Annotated in this window: 23 protein-coding genes, 1 tRNA gene and 1 pseudogene; 7 read left to right on the forward strand and 18 right to left on the reverse strand. The window is 66.5% G+C overall.

Annotated elements, in window-relative coordinates:
* Positions 1 to 56: 56 nt before the first annotated feature.
* The 5 genes from H4696_RS40010 (at position 57) to H4696_RS50440 (ending at position 5,120) form a co-directional block, all read left to right on the forward strand.
* Entirely contained in the window at positions 57 to 929 is an 873-nt protein-coding gene (locus H4696_RS40010; protein ID WP_086861742.1) for a 5'-methylthioadenosine/S-adenosylhomocysteine nucleosidase family protein, read from the forward strand.
* On the forward strand, positions 926 to 3,061 hold the full coding sequence (locus H4696_RS40015; RefSeq protein ID WP_086861743.1) for a hypothetical protein: 2,136 nt from the start codon (positions 926 to 928) through the stop codon (positions 3,059 to 3,061). Before H4696_RS40010 ends, H4696_RS40015 begins: the two co-directional genes overlap by 4 nt.
* 188 nt (positions 3,062 to 3,249) lie before the next feature.
* Positions 3,250 to 4,578, forward strand: coding sequence for an RICIN domain-containing protein (locus H4696_RS40020; protein ID WP_086861744.1), 1,329 nt, complete (start codon positions 3,250 to 3,252; stop codon positions 4,576 to 4,578).
* A gap of 23 nt (positions 4,579 to 4,601) precedes the next feature.
* Positions 4,602 to 4,678, forward strand: a tRNA-Leu gene (locus tag H4696_RS40025).
* 64 nt (positions 4,679 to 4,742) lie between these two features.
* Positions 4,743 to 5,120 carry a hypothetical protein gene (locus H4696_RS50440; protein ID WP_225955938.1) on the forward strand — a complete coding sequence of 126 codons (378 nt, stop codon included), beginning with the start codon at positions 4,743 to 4,745 and terminating at the stop codon, positions 5,118 to 5,120.
* Positions 5,121 to 5,225: 105 nt separating this feature from the next.
* On the opposite strand, the pseudogene H4696_RS40030 reads toward H4696_RS50440, so the two are convergent.
* The 12 genes and pseudogenes from H4696_RS40030 to H4696_RS40085 form a co-directional block, all read right to left on the reverse strand.
* Positions 5,226 to 6,356, reverse strand: a pseudogene (locus H4696_RS40030) (recombinase family protein); the annotation flags it as partial.
* Between the two features lie 30 nt (positions 6,357 to 6,386).
* Complete coding sequence (locus tag H4696_RS40035) at positions 6,387 to 6,839, reverse strand: recombinase family protein (RefSeq protein WP_086861745.1); 453 nt, start codon at positions 6,837 to 6,839, stop codon at positions 6,387 to 6,389.
* 181 nt (positions 6,840 to 7,020) lie between these two features.
* The gene (locus H4696_RS40040; protein WP_225955939.1) at positions 7,021 to 7,455 is read right to left on the reverse strand and encodes a hypothetical protein; all 435 of its coding nucleotides are present in this window, start codon (positions 7,453 to 7,455) and stop codon (positions 7,021 to 7,023) included.
* Complete coding sequence (locus tag H4696_RS40045) at positions 7,452 to 8,489, reverse strand: DNA-methyltransferase (protein WP_086861747.1); 1,038 nt, start codon at positions 8,487 to 8,489, stop codon at positions 7,452 to 7,454. Before H4696_RS40045 ends, H4696_RS40040 begins: the two co-directional genes overlap by 4 nt.
* Entirely contained in the window at positions 8,486 to 9,298 is an 813-nt protein-coding gene (locus H4696_RS40050) for a replication-relaxation family protein (protein WP_249027049.1), read from the reverse strand. Before H4696_RS40050 ends, H4696_RS40045 begins: the two co-directional genes overlap by 4 nt.
* A gap of 128 nt (positions 9,299 to 9,426) precedes the next feature.
* Positions 9,427 to 11,589, reverse strand: coding sequence for a type IV secretory system conjugative DNA transfer family protein (locus tag H4696_RS40055; protein WP_086861748.1), 2,163 nt, complete (start codon positions 11,587 to 11,589; stop codon positions 9,427 to 9,429).
* Positions 11,590 to 12,118: 529 nt separating this feature from the next.
* Positions 12,119 to 12,286: a hypothetical protein gene (locus H4696_RS40060; RefSeq protein WP_158104340.1), complete on the reverse strand. Its 168-nt coding sequence runs from the start codon at positions 12,284 to 12,286 to the stop codon at positions 12,119 to 12,121.
* Between the two features lie 60 nt (positions 12,287 to 12,346).
* On the reverse strand, positions 12,347 to 12,508 hold the full coding sequence (locus H4696_RS40065) for a hypothetical protein (RefSeq protein ID WP_192782794.1): 162 nt from the start codon (positions 12,506 to 12,508) through the stop codon (positions 12,347 to 12,349).
* Positions 12,505 to 12,735, reverse strand: a complete 231-nt coding sequence (locus H4696_RS40070) for a hypothetical protein (protein ID WP_225958356.1) — start codon at positions 12,733 to 12,735, stop codon at positions 12,505 to 12,507. The genes H4696_RS40065 and H4696_RS40070 overlap by 4 nt, the downstream gene beginning before the upstream one ends.
* A gap of 14 nt (positions 12,736 to 12,749) precedes the next feature.
* Entirely contained in the window at positions 12,750 to 12,995 is a 246-nt protein-coding gene (locus H4696_RS40075; protein ID WP_086861750.1) for a hypothetical protein, read from the reverse strand.
* The gene (locus H4696_RS40080; RefSeq protein WP_143265145.1) at positions 12,995 to 13,300 is read right to left on the reverse strand and encodes a hypothetical protein; all 306 of its coding nucleotides are present in this window, start codon (positions 13,298 to 13,300) and stop codon (positions 12,995 to 12,997) included. Before H4696_RS40080 ends, H4696_RS40075 begins: the two co-directional genes overlap by 1 nt.
* A gap of 59 nt (positions 13,301 to 13,359) precedes the next feature.
* Entirely contained in the window at positions 13,360 to 13,773 is a 414-nt protein-coding gene (locus tag H4696_RS40085) for a hypothetical protein (protein ID WP_086861752.1), read from the reverse strand.
* 369 nt (positions 13,774 to 14,142) lie between these two features.
* On the opposite strand from H4696_RS40085, the gene H4696_RS40090 reads away from it, so the two are divergent.
* Entirely contained in the window at positions 14,143 to 14,661 is a 519-nt protein-coding gene (locus H4696_RS40090; protein ID WP_158104341.1) for a hypothetical protein, read from the forward strand.
* A gap of 193 nt (positions 14,662 to 14,854) precedes the next feature.
* Positions 14,855 to 15,394, forward strand: coding sequence for a hypothetical protein (locus H4696_RS40095; protein ID WP_143265147.1), 540 nt, complete (start codon positions 14,855 to 14,857; stop codon positions 15,392 to 15,394).
* Between the two features lie 152 nt (positions 15,395 to 15,546).
* Here H4696_RS40095 and H4696_RS40100 read toward each other — a convergent pair whose 3' ends face one another.
* The 6 genes from H4696_RS40100 to H4696_RS40125 are packed head-to-tail and all read right to left on the reverse strand — an operon-like array spanning position 15,547 to position 19,223.
* Positions 15,547 to 16,722, reverse strand: coding sequence for a methyltransferase domain-containing protein (locus tag H4696_RS40100; RefSeq protein WP_086861753.1), 1,176 nt, complete (start codon positions 16,720 to 16,722; stop codon positions 15,547 to 15,549).
* A complete protein-coding gene (gene tgmB / locus H4696_RS40105) occupies positions 16,719 to 17,687 on the reverse strand; it encodes an ATP-grasp ribosomal peptide maturase (RefSeq protein ID WP_086861754.1) in 969 nt (322 codons plus the stop codon). Before tgmB ends, H4696_RS40100 begins: the two co-directional genes overlap by 4 nt.
* Before the next feature lie 29 nt (positions 17,688 to 17,716).
* Positions 17,717 to 17,968, reverse strand: coding sequence for a hypothetical protein (locus H4696_RS40110; protein ID WP_086861755.1), 252 nt, complete (start codon positions 17,966 to 17,968; stop codon positions 17,717 to 17,719).
* 60 nt (positions 17,969 to 18,028) lie between these two features.
* Positions 18,029 to 18,445 carry a hypothetical protein gene (locus H4696_RS40115; RefSeq protein WP_143265148.1) on the reverse strand — a complete coding sequence of 139 codons (417 nt, stop codon included), beginning with the start codon at positions 18,443 to 18,445 and terminating at the stop codon, positions 18,029 to 18,031.
* Positions 18,442 to 18,840: a hypothetical protein gene (locus H4696_RS40120; RefSeq protein ID WP_086861756.1), complete on the reverse strand. Its 399-nt coding sequence runs from the start codon at positions 18,838 to 18,840 to the stop codon at positions 18,442 to 18,444. The genes H4696_RS40115 and H4696_RS40120 overlap by 4 nt, the downstream gene beginning before the upstream one ends.
* Positions 18,837 to 19,223 (reverse strand): hypothetical protein, encoded by a 387-nt coding sequence (locus H4696_RS40125; RefSeq protein WP_225955940.1) that lies wholly within the window; start codon positions 19,221 to 19,223, stop codon positions 18,837 to 18,839. The genes H4696_RS40120 and H4696_RS40125 overlap by 4 nt, the downstream gene beginning before the upstream one ends.
* Between the last annotated feature and the right edge of the window lie 7 nt (positions 19,224 to 19,230).

Raw genomic sequence — 19,230 nt, forward strand, 5'->3', positions numbered from 1 at the left:
GCAAATCGCAACGAGGGAGGAAACGCCATGGTGGAACGCGGGGAAGTGGTGATCGCGTGATCGTCGTCCTGACCGCGCTGGAGGTCGAGCGGTCCGCCGTGCTCGACCGGATGACCGGCGCCACGGTCCGCGCGCACCGGGCCGGCACGCTGTTCCACGTCGGGCAGCTCGGCCGGCGCCGGGTGGCCCTCGGGCTGGTGGGAGCGGGCAACGCCCCGGCGGCCGCCATCGCCGAGCGCGCCGTGGCGGAGTTCTCGCCGGCCGCGATGGTGTTCGTCGGCGTCGCGGGCGGGCTCCGCGACTGGACCCGGCTCGGTGACGTCGTCGTGGCGACCAAGGTCTACGCCTACCACGGCGGCCGCAGCACCGACGGCGGCATGCGGAGCAGCCCGCAGGCGTGGACGCCGGCCCACCGGCTGCTGGAGCTGGCCCGGTCGGTGGGGCGCGCCGGCGAATGGTGCGCCGCGGTGCCGGCGGGCGGCCGTCCCGGCGTCCACTTCGAGCCCGTCGCCTCCGGCGAGGTCGTGCTCGACTCGCGGACGTCCGAGGTCGCGCGGTGGCTGCACGAGCATTACACCGACGCCGTCGCGGTCGAAATGGAGAGCGCCGGCTTCGCGCTCGCCGGCCACCTCAACGACGACCTCCCGGCGATCAGCGTCCGCGGCGTCAGCGACCACGCGGGCGGCGCCAAGGCGGTCACCGACGGGGCCGGGTGGCAGCCGGTCGCGGCCGGCAACGCGGCCGCCTTCGCCGAAGCGCTCATCGCCGAGATCGACGACGAGGACGCGGAAAGCACCGGCGGCCCGGCGGAAGAGCCGCGCGGGTTCAGCAACCTCAACCTCGCCACCGGTGACTCACGGGTGGGGCAGCAGATCGGCGCCGTGTACGGCAACTTGACCGTCGGGCCGCAGCGAGGAGACCGGAAATGACGTTCCCCCAAGGGTTCCCGGGAGTGCGCAACACCAACGAGGCGAGCGGCCAGGCGCACGTCGAGCAGCAGGTGGGCGCGATCTTCGGGGGCACCTTCCACCGCAACGAGACGACCTACCACATCCACGAGTCGGACCCGCCGGAGCGGAAGTTCGAGGTGGCCCTCAACCACCTGCGGGGCGGCACGGCCCGGATGGCGGAGTCGATCTTTGAGGACCTCCTGCACCACGGCGACGCGTCGACCCGCCTCGCCTACCACTACGCCCTTTCGGTGCTGAGCGACCGCTCGCTCAACGAGATCGGCGACGACGTCTACCAGCGGTTCCGGACCGCGGACGTCACCGCTCGGCGGTTCCCGCACGACAGCTGGCGCGCCGCGCTCGACGTCGTGTGGGAGCTGATCTCCTGCGTGTGGCGGCAGGAGATCGGCGAGACGCTCGCTTCGGCGGACCTCGCGAAAGCGCTCTCGAACTTCCGCGAGCTGCCCCGGGACCGGCAGGGCGAGATCACCCGGCACCTCGCCATGGTCCTCGGCGGCGCGCTGCAGGACAGCCTCGACGCCGAGGACGCGCAGCGCGTCCGTGAGGAACGACTGCAGCCCGACCGCGCGGGCCGGGCGTGGAAGTTCTTCGAGCCGGACCCCGCGGCGCCGCGGTACTTCACCACCCAGGCGCCGGCGGTTTCGGCGTCGGAATGGGCGAAGCCGGTGCTCGGCGGCCTCGGTCTGCTGCTCGGCCTGATCACCTTCCTCGGCAGCTTCGGCACCGGACGGCCCGGGATCGCCATCCCCGCGTTGCTGCTCTTCGCGGGCGGCGTCGCGGCCGCGTTCTGGGGTGGCGCGGAACGGGAACTGGCCTCGCGCCGGCTCGTGCAGCGCGATCGCGAACACGGGATCCCGCTGCAGTACCAAGCCGCCGTCTCGCCGGGTCACTGGGTGCGGACGGACTTCGTCGAGCAGATCCACAAGCTGGTCGAGGCCCGGTTCTGGGACGCGCGCCCGCACGTCGAGGGCAGCTGGCTGAACGACACCAGGGGGCTCTGCGAGTACTACAAGTGGCGCTTCGTGGCCCTGTTCGGGAACGCGCAGGTCGAGGCCAACGCCGTCGACTGGCTCATCCGGTGGCACGCGAAGCGGGCGGCGGCGCAGTGGCGCGCGGGGACGTTGTTCGCCTACCGGCAGGAGCTGCGGCCATCGGGCACGGCGGTCGCCGTCCACCGGATCGGGCTCGCCGTGGTGATCTTCGCCGCGCTCTTGATGCTGGCCGGCCAGAGCGGGTTCGCCGTGGCGGCGGTCTTCCTGGCGGTGGGCGGGTTCTTGGCGTTGACCGGCGTCACCAAGATCGTGGCGGACCGGCGGCACCGCGCCGAGGAAGAGCTGCGCGGCCGAGAGCTGCTCGCGGAAGAGGAGCGGGGTTACGCGGACTGGCTCGAGGTCCTGCGCGACCGGCCGGACGACGCGGAAATGGCGCGCTGGCTCGACCTGGACAAGACCTTCCTGAAGACCGAAGCGCTGCGCCGACACGGGCTGAGCAACCGGGACCTGGTCACGCACGTGGTGCTGACCGAAGGGGCGGCGAACGCGCTGCGGGCGCGGGTCATCCACGGCCCGATGCGGTACTCGCGGTACGTCGTGCTGATCTTTTTGCTGTCCGAAAGCGGCGTGCGCGAAATCGAGGTCGAACTCGATTTCCTCACCGGGAACGTGCACAACGAGCAGCGGACGTCGTTCCAGTACACCTCGCTCGCCGCCGCGCGGGTGGCCGAAGTGGGCATCCGGTACGCCGACGGGTGGCGCTACCAGATCCTCAGCGGCGACCAGGCGACGCTGATGCAGTCGGAATCCCTGCGCCGGCGCGCGTTGCGGCTCAGCCTGATCAGCGGTGAGCAGATTTCGGTGGTGGCGGAGAGCTTCGACGGCCTGACCGACACCAGCCTCGAGAGCCAGACGGCGCTCCAGCGCCTCGCGCTCGAGGTGTCCGGGATCGCCGGCGCCTTGCACGTCCTGGAGGCGGTGTCCGCGGAGGGGCGGGACTGGATCAGCCGCGAGCAGGAGCGGCGGCGCCGCCGCTCGGAGGACTGGCGCCGCGAGCGCGGTCCGGGGCTCCTCGACGGCGGCGTCATCGGGGTGTGAGGGGGGATCCGTTGTTCCGGCATTCTGCGCCGGAACAACGGATTTCGGCGTATTGCCGGAAAAAGGCGATTGTGTGCCGGTGAGCGACATGGTCTGGACAACTGGGCGGCGGAGCGGGTAAACCCTTTCTTCACAACGCGGAATAAGTCCGCGCCGGCTCCCTCCCCTCACGGTCCCCTGGAGCTCCCATGTCCTTTTCCCGTACCAGAGCGGCTTTCGGCGCGGTGGCGCTGAGCGCCGCGGTCGTCACGATCCCGTCCACTGCGGCCGCGGCAAGCCCGGCCTTCCCGGCCCACTACGCGGCGCCGTACCTCCAGATCAGCGACGCCGACGCCGGCCAGATGGCCGCCGACCAGAGCGCCACCGGCACGAAGTTCTTCACGCTGGCGTTCCTGACCCCGCAGTCCGGCTGCACCCCGGTCTGGGAGGCGAACGGCACCGGCGTCGGCTCGTTCAAGTCCCAGATCAGCACCCTCCAGGCGGCGGGCGGCAACGTCATCCCGTCCTTCGGCGGCGCGGAGGGCGGCGAACTGGCCCAGACCTGCACGAACACGGCCAGCCTGACCGCGGCGTACGCCAACGTCGTCAACACCTACGGCACGCCCCGCCTGGACTTCGACATCGAAGGCGGCGTCCTGGACGACACGACGTCCAACCAGCGCCGCAATGCGGCACTGGCGGCCCTGCAGCAGCAGAACCCGGCGGTCCAGGTCGACTACACGCTCGCGGTCGACCCGACGGGCCTGCCGTCTAAGGAGCTGGACCTGCTGCGCGACGCGAAGAGCAAGGGCGTGAAGGTCAGCGTCGTCAACCTGATGGTGATGGACTTCTACGACGGCCAGCCGGTCCTGTCCGACGCCCTGTCGGCTGCCCGCGCGTCGGCGTCCCAGCTGGCTAGCCTGTACGGAATCTCGACCGCGGCGGCGTACGCGATGATGGGCCTGACCCCGATCGCCGGCCGCAACGACGACGGCGCCCAGTTCAGCCAGTCCGACGCCCAGCAGCTGGAGAGCTTCGCGGCGTCGAACGGAGTGGCGGAACTGTCGTTCTGGGAGCTCCAGGACTACGACCGAGCGACGGGCTACGCGTACTCGCGCATCTTCAACGCGATCACCGGCGGCACGACCACGCCACCCCCGTCTTCGGCCGGAACGATCACGGGCTACGGCGGCAAGTGCGTGGACGTCGCGGGAGCTTCTTCGGCCAATGGAACGACGGTCGACCTGTACACGTGCAACGGGACGAACGCGCAGCAGTGGACCTCGACGTCGGGCACCCTCCGCGCGTTGGGCAAGTGCCTGGACGTCGCCTCGGCGGGCACGGCGAACGGGACCCGGGTGCAGCTGTACGACTGCAACGGGACGGGCGCCCAGCAGTGGAGTCGGTCGGGCACGCAGCTGGTGAACCCGGCGTCGGGCAAGTGCCTCGACGCGACGGGGCCCAGCTCAGCGGACGGAACACCGCTGCAGATCTGGACGTGCACGGGCGCGGCGAACCAGTCGTGGACGGTGAACTGAGCGCGTGACCTAGAGTGTGTGGTGCCCCCGTAGCCCAATCGGCAGAGGCAGTCGACTTAAAATCGATCGAGTGCGGGTTCGAGTCCCGTCGGGGGCACCAAGTCCTTATCTTTCACACCCGGACCGATGAAAGCGACATCACCCATGGTGATGCCACTTTCACGTTGGGTGCCCGTTTTCTGGTTGGTGACAAGCGCGGCGAAGGGCTCCGTCAAGGTGGCTCGCTCCACCGAGCCGTCCTCGCCGATGTAGAGCTTCTCGAAGAACCCGCGGTTGATCTGCCGCTTTACGTGGTCCGGCGCGGTCAAGTAGGCCTGCTCGCAGTGGCTGGCGGCTATGATCGCTCGCCGGAGGATGTCTTCCACTTCAGTGGTGGCAACCTTGGCCGTCTTGATCTCGGTCTCAGCCTCGGCCAGCTCCTGTGTCAGACGCTTCATCTCGGAGCCAAGGACGTCTTGCGGGATGGCCCCGGCGTAGTGCGCCTGGAGCAGCTTCTGGCGCTCGTTGGTGACGCGAGCCTTGCGAGCAGTGGCTCGCTCTAAGCTGAGGCTCGCTTCAGCTTGCTGGGCGGCCAGCTCTTGTCGGACGGCCTCGCGAATCTGGTCCGCATGCTCTGGCGTCACCTTGAACTGGCGGTAGTAAGTGGCGACGCCGTCCTCAATGCGTTCAAGTCGCACGGCAGGCCGACGGCAGTTATTGGTCTTTGTCTTCTTCTTGACGCACATGAAGTAGTCGTAAGTCCCGCCGCTCTTGCCGCGGTTACGAGAGAAGACGAGGCGGCCCTCGCAGTCTGAGCAGTAGATAGTGGAGCGCAGGTAGTGGTTGTGTGTGCGGTCCTTCTCTCCGGTGTGGTTATGTGCCGTTAGGATGGCTTGGTTAGCTAGCCACGTCTCCGGATCAATGAGCGCCTCGTGTTTGCCTTCATAGTGAATGCCTTGGTAGCTCACGACGCCGATGTAGTACGGGTTGCTGAGAATTTTGTACATCGTTGTAATGGAGACGGGCTTAGAAGGAAGCTTCGGCGTGGGCCTGCTCGTCAGTCCCTTGGTTCGAGCGGCCAGCGTCAAGTCGAGGGCGCTCCACTGGCCTGTTGAGTATTCTTCCAAACACCAGCGGATGATAGGTGCGCGCTCCTGGTCAAGCTCGACCCATGAGAATTCGATCCCGTCGCGCATTTCGCGTCGGTTGCGGTAGCCGAGCGGAGCGCGGAACGGCGTCCCGCCCTCTTGTGCCTTACGCACAAGCCCCTTCATGACCTCCTGGGCCAGGTTGCCCGAGTAGAACTGGGCGATCTCGGCCATGAGGCCGTACAACAGCCGGCCGCTCGGAGTATCGTCGATATTCTCAGTGCAGGAGATGAGTTTGACGCCGTGCTTGCGCAGCATGAGGTTGATCGCTATGTCGTCCTCACGGTTGCGCGCCAATCGGTCGATCTTGTGGACGATGACGTAGTCCGGCCGGATGGTCTTGATGTCCTTGAGTAGCTTCTGTAACTGCTCGCGGTCGGCCGACCGAGCCGACTCGCCCGCATCCACGTACTCCGCGTGTACGGTGACGCCCAACTGTTGCGCCTTGGCGTAGCAAGCCTCGCGCTGGGCGGGAATGGAGTAGCCCTCTGCGCCGCCGCCGGTACGGGCCTGCTCCTTGGTGCTGACTCGCAGGTAGGCGAAGGCGATGCCGGTTTCGCGCTTGAGCGCGGGTGGTATCTGCCCCGACCGGGTGCGTCCGGCTTTACGTGCGGCGTCCAGCGCGGGCGAATTGGTGGTCTGCTCGGTCATGGTGACCTCCTCTCGTCAGTAACTGCTCTCTTAGTTCTCGTGTTCTTGATTTGCCGGATCGTCAGGAGTGGTGTCCGTCAGCTGCACTGACCCGATATAGCTAATGAGCTGTTTGGTGTGCTCATCTGCCTCGTAGTGCGGCGCGGATGCGATCTCCAGTCGCGAGCCGGATTTGGCGATCGTCCAGGCGATGCTGGCGTAGCGCGCGACCTTGCGGGCGATGCGGTCATGGTCGAAGGTGATGACATAATTCGGCTTCATCGTGGCCAGGTCGCCGAGCAGCTTGGACAAGCTGGGTTGGTCGGTGGGCTCAGCGGTACCGCCGTGGTCGACGTATTCGCCGAGGACTTGCAGGTTTAGCTCATTGGCTCGCTGTTGGCAGGCCACGCGCTGTCGGGCAAGTCCATGCAGCACGTCGCTCACGCGAACGCCGCCGCTGCGTAGATAGAAGACGGCCGTCTGAGATGACTGATTCTGACTCATAACGCCCTCCTTTCGGCTTCATGATGGATTTAACGGTTTCTCTGTAATCATTTTCTCAGCGTTTCCGATAAGTGCCAAGATAGGTATTCCTGTCCTTATTGAGGGTGTCCTTTTGGGAGGGGTGGTGCGGAATGACAGCTTGTGGCTGTCATTCCGCACCGGTCGACACATGCGAGGGCGCTTACTCGCTCTCGCCGGTCGCGCCCTTGCGGCGGGACGTCGGCTTCGGGGGTTCGGGCTTGTCCGGCGCTTCGCCAAACAGACCCTCAATGGCTCCGCGCCGGGCGGCCGCTTCACGCTCGATCTCCTCGAGTGCGGCGGCGGCTCGGGCGGCGAAGTCCGGCTCCTGCCGCTTCGTGGCGACGTACTGCTCGACGGCTCGCAGGACAGCATCGGCTAGCGAAATCCGGTCGAGCTGGGCGATGAGCGAGAACTGCGCGTGCAGCGCGTCGGGCAACTTGATCCCGAGCGTCTTCACGCCGGGTCGGGGTTCGGACATAACGGTGCCTTTCTTCTCGGCGTTGGTGGGACCGTTCACACGCGGCAGGCAGGTGTCTGCCGGGCGATGGCTTGAGCGGCCCCACGCCGCCGGGAAACCCGGGGCGAAACGGGTCATGCGGCGGGAGCCGCCTTGGCTCGGTGGTCGGCGAGGCGAGCTTGCGCCAGCGCGGCGTACGCCTCGTTGAGTTCGATGCCGACCCAATCCCGGCCGTAGGTTTCGGCGGCCACAGCCACGGTTCCCGCGCCCATGAACGGGTCGAGCACCCGTCCGGATCGGAACCTCCGGTGTGGACAGTTCGGGGTCAGCGGTCCGGTAGCCAGCTGCCGCCCGCCCGTGTTCTGCATGGTTCGTCGCCACGGCAGGTCACAGACGGCGCAAATGCGTTCAGGACAGGTGGTCAGCAGCGGACGGCGGACAAGCGCCAGCGGGAACGTAGCGAAGTGGGCACCCCGATAGCTGCCCGTAGGAATGATCCAGACGTCGCCGGGGCTCTTGCCGAGTGGGTGACTGGCCAGACCCGTGGTCTTCATCTGGGCGAGCCCGTGGTTGAGGTCTACTCGGGGGCTGCTGCCACCGTTCAGGGACGGCACGGCCTCGCGGCTCAGGTAGGTGCGAGCCGTGCTACGCCTGGGGCCGGCGGGCGCCGTCCGTGCGGGCTCCCGCACCGGGTCGAGGTCGAAGAAGTAGCGCGGCTGACGAGTCAACAGAAACAGCAGCTCGTGACTGGCGGTGAAACGATCTCGCACGCTGGACGGAGTCGGGTTGGGCTTGGCCCAGATGATCTGGTTGCGCAGCAGCCAGCCGGAGGCGGTCAGGCGCAGGGCCACCCGCTGCGGCCCCAGCAACAGGCTCTTCTTGGCCGCGCCTTCACGTTCGTGACGACTAAAGCCGTCGCCGAGATTGAGCCACAGGCTGCCGTGAGGCACGAGCACGCGGGCCAGCTCGGTGCAGACCGCGGCGATGGCTTCGGCCCAGGCGTCCACTGTGGGCTCGGCCCCGATCTGCCCAGGGTGCCCGTAGTCGCGCAGCGCCCAGTACGGCGGGGAGGTGATGACGCAGTCCACGGACGCGTCCGGCAGCTCGGCCAAGCGTTGGCGGACATCGCCGATGAGGATGCGGCGGACGAACTGGTCGGGAGTCAAGGTCATAGGGCACCTCCTTCGTCGTTGGGGATGGCAGTCAGGTGGGATACGGCTTCATCGGTCAGGCAGACCGCGAACAGGTCGTGGGCTTCGGCGGGCAGGCGGCGGATGACGCTCTGGATGGCGTCGCGCCGGGCTGGGGTCGGCACCGTCCACCAGGTGCGAGGAAACACCCCGCGGGCGGCCTGCTCGGTGCCGCTGCGCCAGTAGGCGACGTAGACGGTGAGCTTGCGCTGGATCGTCGGCAGGCTCTCGGTCGCCATATCGACTTCCACGAAGTTCGTCAGTTCGTAGCCGTCCCGCTCGACGCACACGTAGGCGTCCGGTTTCAAGCTGACGACCTCGCCACCCGACCCTGGGAAGCGTCGCCAGCACAAGGGTTCGGCGGCGAAGGCGACCTGAGCGTCCGGGTGCTGGTGGCCGAACTCGGTCAGCTGCACGCGCAGTTCCGTGACCGCCAGCGCGTGATAGGCGAAGGCGGGCTTGGTCTCCACCACCCGCCGGTGCCGCTGCGGGTTCGGATTGCCTACGTCAAGCACGGCTAGGCCGAGGCCCGTCAGGCCGTAGACGTAGCCCTGGCTGCCGCTGCGCACGCCGCCGATGCGCCGCCGCAGCCGGACAACGAGCCCGAGGCGGTGAAATCGGGCGAGTGCGGCGCGGGCTTTGCGCGCCTGCGTCTCGGCCTGGCCGTCCGGGAAGTGCTGGCGCAGCACCTGGCCACCTGTCATGAGCCTGAGCACCTGGAGGTCGCGCAGGACCGCCAGGTCCCGGGGGGGTGAGCCGGGCCGCCAGCCGTCCGGCTCGTCCGCGGCCACTCATCTGACACCTCGGGGAGTGGCTATGTGTCGGTGGCGGTAGTCGCGGATTCCCGCACGTCGGGGCGATTTCGACACCAGCGGACCGGTAGGGCGAGCGGTAGGGCTGATGAAGCTGTCGCGCGCGTTCACTGGTTGGTCCTCCGGACCCCGACGGGCCCGTCGGGCGGCGCTTCTCCGGCCCAGCGGTTCAGCAGCGCGGCGTCGATGGCGGCCGGGTCGGCCCCGTAGCGCTCAGCGCTGGCGCGCCGTAGCTCGACTGGGTCACGCAGGGCGTCTGGTAGCGGCGGGGTGACGACCTCGAACGCGGCCTGCGCGTTCCCGTTCACCGTCGTCTTGACGGCTGCCCGGTGGGCACCGAGCTGCATCAGGTCCTCCGGCGTGACCGGCTCACCGAGCAGGCGGGCCAGAGGCTGGGCGTCTTCCTCGGCCGGCCGGAAGACGACTTGCGTACCGAGGTTGGCGAGAGCGGCACTCCGCAGCGCGGGAGATAGCTGGCCCAGGTTCTGGTGGGCTGCTACGAAGTTGACCCCTGCACCTCGGGCGCGAGCCAGGGCGTCGCCGAAGTCGAGTCCGGCGGTGAACGTGTGCCACTCGTCCACCATGATCGTGACGGGGCGGCGGAAGGCGGCGGGGCGGGTGGTCTGGCGCTGGACGAGGTGCCACGCCTGTTGGAGCAACAGGCTGCCGAGCAAGCTGGTGGCTTCCGGGCCGAGGAGGCCGGCGTTCAAGCTGACGAGCAACACGGTTGGGCGGTCGAAGACCTGAGCCAGATCGAATTTCGGCGTCGGCTGGCCAAGGAGGTGCCGGATCGCCGGTCTCGCGGTCCAAGCCGTGAGCTTGTTGCGTACCGGCATGACGACTTGCGCTCGCTGTTCTTCGGAAAGCGCGTCGAACCAGTTCAACCATGGCGAGATGGTCAGCGGGTCGCCGACCTTGGCGGCCACCGCCCGGCGGTACTGTGGACTGCTCAAGATCGGCCCGACATCGCACAGGGTGCCGTCATCCAGGCGCGCGGCCATGACGAGCGCGTGGAGGAGAACGTCAGCCGACCGGGGCCCGATGGCCGAGCCGAAGACCTCGCGCAGTAGGCCGAGGACGGCGTCAGCTCGGCGCTCGGCGTCGTGGCGCGGTCCGCTCAAGGGGTTCAGGCCAATGACCGGCCCATCCGTGCCGGGCTCCAGGATGACCACGTTGCCGTGATCGCCGAGGCGAGCCGCGATGGCGGTCACGAGATCGCTTTTGGGCTCCAGGACGACAATGGAGCCACCGGCCTGCGCCTCACGAAGTGCCCAGTGAGCCAGTAGCGTGGACTTCCCCCGCCCGATTGGCCCGATGACGTGGCTACCGGTGACGTAACTGCGCCGAGGAAGCCAGACGCCTTGTCCGCGCGAGGCTGGGTGCGTACTTACTCCAACCGGGCGGTCCGCGGTGGCCGGCCGAGGTGGAGTGGCCCGCAGCAGGCTCGCCGGGGCCGGAGCGAACCGTCCGGCGCCGCCCGGCACGTCGAGCCCACCGAGGCACCAGCCCATCATGACGGCCAGCTCGGCGGCGTTTGCGATGCCTGACCAGGAGCGCATCCGACCCATGACCTGATGCAGCTGAGTGGCTGTCTTGCTGGACTGCGGACTGGCGTACAGGCGACTGTGCGAGCCGCTGACGAGCGACAGAGCGGACACCGCTGGGCGCAGCAGCTCGCCTGCGCGACGGGGATCGCCTGCCACAGCGCCAATCCGACCCCGGACGCCGAAGAGGGGCTCGGCCAGCTTCTGCTTCCAGGCGCGCTGGTCGTCGCTGGACGGTTCGCGGCGAGCGGCGAACCCCAGCAGTTCGAGCGGCGACTCCGTCACCGGCACTTGCGTCCTGGTCTGGGATGGGCCGACCACCCACTGGATCACGACGGATTCCCCGGTGCGTAGTTGACGCTGTGCCTGGAACAGCCCAGCCGTCACGGCGCGGGCGGTCGTCACGCGCAGCGGGTAGATCAGGCTGGTGAGGCGAAGCTCCCGCCCGGTCACCGGGGCCGGCCGCACCGGCTGACGAGACTCCGTCAAGGTCAGCTGCGGCAGTTGGGCGGCCAGCTCCCCGGGCAGAGTGCGGGCAAGCTGAGGCTCTACGCCGACCAGCCACTGCACGCGATCGGCATGGAGCCAGACCTCGAAGACGACAAGCGGTTGTAGCCGCCGCAGGCCATGATGGGGGCGGGCTGCCAGCACGCGCACCATCTGCGTCAGATCGTCGAAAGCGGCGTCCCGCGGCGGCACGGCTTCAAACCAGGTCAGCTCAATCATGGCGGGCCTCCTTCTGGGCACCGCCGGCGGCGGGTGGGCTGGTTCGACGATTAGTCGCCAGCTCGTGACGAGCCAGCGCGATGCAAGCGCGCGAAAGCACGCGCAGCGCCGGGTGGGCGCGTTCTTGCGCCGTAACGTGTACCTCTCTGTTTGCATAGTGTTGAGACATGGAAAACCCTCCTTCCGGGACACGCCCGGAACGAGGATTCGTGTGCTTGCATACCGAACAGAAACCAGCCTTGACGCTAAAAGTGTCAGGCGTTTCAATAAGGAAGCACAGTGGTACCCGTTCGCGGGCTATTGTGTGATTCACCTGAGATGCGTTGTCCGTTCCGGCGTTGACTGTCGAGAAGATGTTCACGCATCTTCTTTCCATAGTCGGGACGGCTTCGCATTCAGGACTTTCAATTATTCCCTAACTATATTTCGTAAAGCAATTAGCTTTTCCACATCTAAAAAACCGACCGGTGGGCTTATCTTCTAGAGAAACGCCACAGGAAAGTTGACGAAAAAATCTGTAGGGTAGCTCTCAATAGGTCGACAGAACGCTGTCTTGAGACTTTGACAGAGTTGACATCGACTGGCTTTTGCGTATCTCGATGCTGCGCCTGAGTTCCTTGAAGAACTCGACGTTCATGGCAAGCTCAGCATTCTCCTGATGCTTGCCGACGATTGTCTTGCGGGAGTTTCGAGGCATAGTTGTCCTCCTTCGCGAATAGGAGATTTGTGCGGCGCCCGTCTGGAAGCGCGACGTTCTCTAGTGCTTCACTGCTGAGATGAGCACCGCGACCGCCAAGGTGAACAGCAGCAGCGGCACGAGCATGGCGGCTACCGGCTCAAACACGATGATGCCGATGCCGACGAGCGTGAAAAGGGCGAGCAGCCGCACTGGCTGCCGCTCGCCTCGACGGCGCGTCATCGTCGCCTACTCGCGACGACCCAGCCCAGTCCGGCCAGGATGAGAACGGCCGCGATGGGCCCGAGCGCCGGGCTCAAGATGCTGATGAGCGTGGCCCACCCCTGATCCAGCGCGTTCATCAGCACCGGCGGTAGAACCGGACGCAAGATGAGCTCGGTCAGGCGCATGACGACGCCGACGAGCAGAAGTCCGGCCAGGACACCGAGGCATCGGCCGATGACGGTCACGAGGACGGGCCGCATTACCGGCCTCTGGCCTGACGCTGGCGGTCGGCGGCGTCGAGCAGGGCTTTGGTCTGTCGCCAGTGCTCGACAGACAGCCGCAGGCTTTCGCGGAACATCCGTCGGTCAGCCGCCGCGATCGACCGGTAGATGTACCAGCGCCGCCGGAGCCTGTCCCAGGCGTCCCATGCGAGCATCCAGCCGATGAACAGCAGGACCAGTACGAACACGACGCCGAGGCCGGCCGCGACGTACAGCCAGGTCATCACAGCGTGCCCATCTTGCGCACCGTCGACCGAGCCACGTGCACGTAGTCGTCCACGAAGCCGGACAGGTGGTCCGCGATCACCGGGTCACTGGCGGCCAGGCGAGCTTCAAGGGCCGACAGCAGCGAGGCGCGCGTCATTGCCTCGGCGACGACGTACGCCACCGCTTGAACGTGGGCGGCACCCACCAGGCCATTGATCTGCGGCTGATCGACCTCGGTCTGTACGGCCCGCGTCAGTCGTCGCCGTGGCGGCGTCAGTGGGACCAGCTCCACGGCTTGCTTGGCCGGAACGAGTTCAGACATCTCGCTTCTCCTCTCGATATAGAGAAGCCCGGCGCACCTCACGCCAGGCTCGTGGCGTGTTAGTACGGCCGGTTGGTGATCAGCGACTGGTAGGACTCCTCGATGGCGGCGAGCTGGTCCATCACGTCTGGGTGGAACTCGGCCGCCAGCGCGATTTGCCGCGCGATTGCGCGCACCGGCTGCTCGACGACCTTCAGAACCCACAGACTCCAGGTCGTGCGATCGCGCGGCACTGTCATGCCCCCCGCCAGCCAGTCGGCGGCGGCAGGCCAGTCGTCCAGCTCCCAGTCGAGGTCGAACGTGCCGTGGTCGTACAACTTGAACACGTCGGCCCAGGCCCGGTCGAGCTCTGTCACGTGTTCGCGTGCGGACTCTCCGTACACCTGCAAGAGACGGGTGCCGATAAGGCTTACCTCCTCACGTAGCACCGCGAGGTTCCTGGCCCGGTACTCCCGGTAAGCGATCTTGGTCATCGGTGCTCCTCACTTGAACCCGCGTCCGGCGGGACGGCCCGAGCGGCCGCATCTTCTGGTCTAAAGGAGTCATTCCGGACGGGACTAAGCACCGGATTCCGCATTACCGCAGGTCAGGACCTCGACAGTCCATCTAGATAACAAGTCGGCAACGAGTGGTACGACGCATGTGAGAGGATGGACGATCCCATAGATCGATCGGAGGTGACGCCTAGCGCGAAACGACATCAACCACCAATCAAGTGTTGAAAACGAGAGTCAGTAGCGCTTGATCTGCTCCCGCAACGATTCCGCTAGTACGGAGGGAGGTGCATCAAATGATTTGTAGTTCTATCGTCGTTGTTGGTCCTTATTCGCAGCGGCAGACTCGTGAGCATCCGGTCACAAAAAGAAGCGGCTAACGGGTGCGTGAAAGAAACACCTGAGTGGGTTACGGCACAAGTGGCCAACCTATTTGACAAGGAAGGAATGGGTGTAAATCAGCTTCGTGGCAGTGAAGCACGCGAACTTGTGCAGTTGATTTGCCCAGCAGGTCGGTTCCCAGGAAAGTCGAAACAGCAGTTAGCCGACGAGTTAGGCGAAGAGCTTCTTCGCCTGTTGCCGGAAGTGGCGACGGTGCTTGTGGCTCACATCATGACGCGGTACAGAAAGAAAGCTCGCCGAGAGCTTCGTGGCGATATTCACGCGGCAGCGAAAGAAGCGTTGCTGATTTTGTTTGGCCTCCGTGGCAGCGCATCTGCTAACTTATCGTCCGCAGATCGCCGAGATAAGGCGACCGGGCGACTGCGACGAGCTGGTATCCACATGGAGCCCGAGACGTTCAGCAAGAACTATCAAGACGCCTGCATTGAGGCTCTGGGCAATTGCCTCTACGAGCTAATTAAATAGAACGCCTAGAGGTAGCCCCGCGACGCCAATCGGCATCGCGGGTTTTTTTGTGCCGTTGACTATTGACCGTAACGATAAAACCTGTATTAATAGTTGGGTTGCGAGCCAATGCTCAGACTCTTTGGTTTCGGCGGATGCACACTGCAAGTCAGCCCTGATTTGCGGTGACCATCGTCCGACGCTTGGGAGCACCTTGGGGTACATAGACGATCACAGGCCACCTGAAGGCTGGTCGACCGATACGCCCGAATGGTTTGAGGAGCAGGCCACCGCCTTGCTGGCCAAACTACTGGAGCACGGCGCTCAGGTGGATTGCATCCTCCGGGATGCGCCTGAGTTTGTCGACATCTTTGTGGCTCCGGAGTCGCATCCGAACTTGAGTCAGCCGGAGCGGGCGCTAATCTTGGAGCGAAAGCTGCTGGCTGCCATGCGTCGCTGCGCCTACCGGTCCCGCAGATACCGCGGGATGGATTCAGTACTCTTTGGCCTTTCTGGCCCAAGTCACGTGCGCCGCGCTCCATTGAAGGAGCGTAAGGCGGCAGCCGCTCGGCATTGTGGCATCAAACCGGAAAGCTTTAGCAGACGCCATATAACCGCTTGTGTCCAGTCCATTGCCGTAAACTTCGAGCAAATTGAGCGTCCCAGCGACTACGAGCTGTCTGATCCGAAACTCCGCAAAAGAAGAGAGCTTGAGCAAGCTAGAATCTATAAGGGCTTCGAGCGGCCTGTGTAGGTCAGCTTCGCGTCTGGCTTAACTACTATTCGCCCAGCCGGTACCGGTTGGGCTTTTTCTATACTTTCTCGTGAGGTGCGAATCGTCTCCACATTAAATGAGGCTCCTGCAGACCCAGCCGGTCCGCAAGAGCCTCATTGCTGCCTCTTCCGCTACAACGGCAGCGACCACCGCGTGTCCGAGGCCGGAAGGGCCACGACCTGTTCGCCGCCGGGTCTGATCAAGATGGTGAAGTCCTCCGGACGCGGCTGCCCGAGCCGGAGCCACTGCTCGTGCGCGGCCTCCAGTTCGTCCCACAGCTGCCGGTCACCGCCTTGCGTGACCTGGCGGTCAGCGGCGGGATCACCGGGGGTGACCTCAACGCGAGCCCATGCTCCGGTGCCGGGGTCCGTGACGCAGAAGTAGATGGGACCGTCCGTGACCTTGACGTGCCCGGACTCGGTTCCGGGCATCGCCAGCTGGGCGAAGAACGCGAACACCCGCCCGCGCTCACGCAGCGCCCCCGGAGCCAGCCGGGTCGTACGGGATTTGCCGGCCTCGTGAACAGCGCGGCTGGACAGCTCGGGCAGGAGGCGGAAGGGCTGGTCAGGGCTTCGCAGCGGCATGAAGTTCAACTTCGTGGGTAAGAACTGGCCGCGGGCGGACTGGTCGGAACCCACGGTCAGCCGGGCGAGGTTGCCAGCGAAAGCGCCGCGGATGTCCGTGAGGATGGTCCCGCCGGGCCGGGTCTGGGCGAGCCAGGCCGGAGGCACCTTCCGCAGCGACGCCGTAGCAATGATCCGGTCGTACGGCGCGCGCTCCGGGTAGCCGCCGTACCCGTCCGCCACTGCGAGCCTCGGGGCCAAGCCGAGAGCGTCCAGCCGCTCGCGGGCTTGGTCCACGTACGCCGGGTTGACGTCAACGGAAGTCACCGACTCAGACCCCAGCCGGTGCGACAGCAAGGCGGCGGTCCACCCGGTGCCGGTCCCGATCTCTAGTACCGAGTCGCCCTCGGTGGCCCCGCTCTGCTCCAGCATGGTGGCAACAACGGTCGGGGCGGAACACGAGCTGACGAGCACGCCCTGCTCGTCAAAGTCGGTCAGCAGGGCCTCATCGTGGTAGACCGCGCGCAGCCAGTCCTCTTGCCGCTCGGGGTCGGCGGCATAGTGGGACTGGCCGCCCAGGTTGTCCGGCAGGGTGAAGCGCGGTACGAACAGGTGCCGCGGGGTCTCCTCGAAGGCCGCGCGCCACGCGGGCGTGGTCAGCACTCCCTTGTCGGCGAGTTGCCGGATCAATGCCTGGTTGAGTTCGTCGGCCAGCTGCTGCAGGCGGTGGTCGAGGTCGGTCACAGGGCTTCTCCTGTCAGGTGCGCGGCCAAGGCCGCGGCGATGGGAAGCCCGGTCGCTTCCTCGATCCAACCCCATTGGCCGCCCGGCTTCAGGTCGACGAAGTGGTGCTGGCCATCTGCGGTCACGACGAAGTCGGCCGCGGCAAAGACCAGGCCGAGCCGGTCCAGTAGGGCCAGCAGGGCGGCTTCGACCTCGCCCGGCAGGTCTACCGGCTCGTAGCGCAACCCGGCGTAGTTCGTCCGCCAGTCGATGGCACCTCCCTCCGGCGACAAGATGTTGGCGGCGAACACCCGCCGGCCGACCACGGTTGCCCGCACGTCGCCGACTTTCGGCACCCGCGTTTGGAACTGGTGCGCCGTCAGGGCTACGCGTGGGTCGGCCAGGTCCGAGGTCGCCACTTCGGTCGTGGGGATGAACGCCACCCGGTTGCCATCCGCAACGGTGGCGGAGGCCAGGGCTTTGTACACCGCTAGCCCGAGAAAGGTGCTGTGCTCGGCGGCGTCCTCCGGGATGTTGGTGATCACGGTTCGCGGCACGGACAGCCCGCACGCGGCAGCGGCCTGGAGCTGCAGGGGCTTGTACTCAGCGTCAGCCGCCCGAGACGGGTGGTTGACCCAGGCGCACGGCAGGCTGAGGAGAAGCCCGCCGATGCCTCGACGGGCTTCCCGACCCGCGAACCGCTGCTCCGCATCGGTCATCGCCGCCGAGAACCTGAACATGGTCGGTCGGCGGACGTAGACGCTGCGGATGTCGCCCAGTTCAACGGCACGATCCACGCTGCGAATCTCACCGTGCCACGTGCCGTCGAACTGCGCACTCACTTGGAGCGAGAGCGGAAAGTCGGCAGTGTCGACGCGCAGCACCGAGGCGCCCCGGTTGGCCAGCTCCTTGACCACCAGGTCGGCCGTCGTGTCGGTGGCTTCGGTCAGCACCAGCACGGTGCTGGCAGCAGGTTGCGGGTTCATTAGCTTTAGCCTGTCTCTCCGCACGGCCGTTAGTCGTCGGTGACGTCGAAGGCCACGTCCTCGTCTTCCCCAGAGCCGTCGCTCGTCACCTCAGTGACGGCCTGAGTAGGGTCCTTCTTCGCGTTGGGGGTGCTGATGCGGTTGGGCGCGGTCCGCAGCGTGAGGCCGAAGGGCGTCACGGCAGTGTCCGAAATAGGCTCGGCCGTGGGCGTCCACCCCAACGGCGGCCCGAGCACAAACCGCTTGTCGGCGTCGGTGAGGGGCAGCTCAACTGTAGTCATCTGTCCTCTTTCTGTTGTGATTCAACAAAACCCCGGCCTGTCGGTTCAAGCCGGAGGGCCTTAGGAGTCCGGATCGCCAGGCGGCCAACTTGGCGGTGGAGGTGGCCGGTCCGGCAGGTTGCGCAGACCTTGAAGCACCCGGGCGGCAAGATCGGCGGGCGGCGACGAGAGCGGGCGGCGCGGGTACGGCGTGGGCTTGCCGACGTAAGGCCGGGTTCGTTTCGGCAGTACCGGTGGTAGTTCCACGGTGGGCTCGTCGGCCGGGGCCGGCTGAATCCGGGGCAAGACTTCTGTGGGGGCGCTGGCGAAGTCGGCTGCGGCCTGCTCTCGCGCCAGGCGCTCTCGGATGCCGTCCACCGTCCGGTTCGGCTGAGCCCGGACGCGCCGGTTGTGCCAGGCGTCCGAGATGAGCACCACCAGCACCCAGACCACCGGCACCGCCATGACGACGAGCACCGCCAGCGCCCCGCCGTTCACGGACCTGGGGACTCGGACAGGTCGGGTGGGCCCGCGGTGGCCGGCGGGACGGGCAGCTTGCCTGCGTAGAGGCCGAGCACTTCGGCCAGTGCCACGAGCAGCCGGGCGACTTCCTGCAGGTCGGGACCGCTGAGCGCTTCGGCCTCCAGCTGCGCGGCAACCCGCAGCAGCTCACGGCCAGTGGTCCGGACCCGATCAGCCAGTGTGACTGGGCCGTTCGGCTCCTGCTCGTCGGCGTGAGCAATCAAGAGGCTGGCTAGGCCCACAAGCAGCCCGGCGAATTCACGCTGTTTTTCAGCGGCCATCGCTTCGGTCAGAAGTTCGGTGGAGATACGCGGCATGTGCTTGTTGACGGCGGCGAGCGCGCGAACGAGATCGCCGGTCTCGCGTTTCACGTCACCGCCTCCGCCAGCTCGTCTGAGAGCACTTGCAGCTGGGCGCCGGTTCGCCGGATGGCGGCTTGCTTCACCAGCGCGGCTCCGATGTGGAGTGAGAGGTCACCCGGCTCGACCAGCAGCACGGCCGCTCGGGGGTAGACCGGCAGCGCGTCCACCAGGCCGGTGAAGCCGGGCTCGATGACTTCGTCCGGTCCGCTGGCAGCGTCCACGAACATCGCGCCGAAGATCCAGCCCTCGGTGTAGCACCAAAGCTCGAGGAGTGCGGCGCACGCCTGAGTGGCTTGCCGGTCATTCCCAGGCGCGGTCACGTAGCCATAGGCCACGAGGGGGTTTACGGCCGGCGCCGCTGTGAAGGGCCTTGTGAGCAGTGCATCCGCCATCGCGTCG

The organism is Amycolatopsis lexingtonensis, from assembly GCF_014873755.1.
Lineage (GTDB): Bacteria > Actinomycetota > Actinomycetes > Mycobacteriales > Pseudonocardiaceae > Amycolatopsis > Amycolatopsis lexingtonensis.

Bases quoted from the DNA above. Each gene is read 5' to 3' on its own strand.
- H4696_RS40045 (WP_086861747.1), bottom strand. From the start codon at position 8,489: ATGACCTTGACTCCCGACCAGTTCGTCCGCCGCATCCTCATCGGCGAT.
- H4696_RS40085 (WP_086861752.1), bottom strand. From the start codon at position 13,773: ATGACCAAGATCGCTTACCGGGAGTACCGGGCCAGGAACCTCGCGGTG.
- H4696_RS40015 (WP_086861743.1), top strand. From the start codon at position 926: ATGACGTTCCCCCAAGGGTTCCCGGGAGTGCGCAACACCAACGAGGCG.
- H4696_RS40040 (WP_225955939.1), bottom strand. From the start codon at position 7,455: ATGACCCGTTTCGCCCCGGGTTTCCCGGCGGCGTGGGGCCGCTCAAGC.
- H4696_RS40065 (WP_192782794.1), bottom strand. From the start codon at position 12,508: ATGACGCGCCGTCGAGGCGAGCGGCAGCCAGTGCGGCTGCTCGCCCTT.
- H4696_RS40110 (WP_086861755.1), bottom strand. From the start codon at position 17,968: ATGACTACAGTTGAGCTGCCCCTCACCGACGCCGACAAGCGGTTTGTG.
- tgmB (WP_086861754.1), bottom strand. From the start codon at position 17,687: ATGAACCCGCAACCTGCTGCCAGCACCGTGCTGGTGCTGACCGAAGCC.
- H4696_RS40080 (WP_143265145.1), bottom strand. From the start codon at position 13,300: ATGTCTGAACTCGTTCCGGCCAAGCAAGCCGTGGAGCTGGTCCCACTG.
- H4696_RS40020 (WP_086861744.1), top strand. From the start codon at position 3,250: ATGTCCTTTTCCCGTACCAGAGCGGCTTTCGGCGCGGTGGCGCTGAGC.
- H4696_RS40075 (WP_086861750.1), bottom strand. From the start codon at position 12,995: ATGACCTGGCTGTACGTCGCGGCCGGCCTCGGCGTCGTGTTCGTACTG.
- H4696_RS40125 (WP_225955940.1), bottom strand. From the start codon at position 19,223: ATGGCGGATGCACTGCTCACAAGGCCCTTCACAGCGGCGCCGGCCGTA.
- H4696_RS40035 (WP_086861745.1), bottom strand. From the start codon at position 6,839: ATGAGTCAGAATCAGTCATCTCAGACGGCCGTCTTCTATCTACGCAGC.
- H4696_RS40055 (WP_086861748.1), bottom strand. From the start codon at position 11,589: ATGATTGAGCTGACCTGGTTTGAAGCCGTGCCGCCGCGGGACGCCGCT.
- H4696_RS40060 (WP_158104340.1), bottom strand. From the start codon at position 12,286: ATGCCTCGAAACTCCCGCAAGACAATCGTCGGCAAGCATCAGGAGAAT.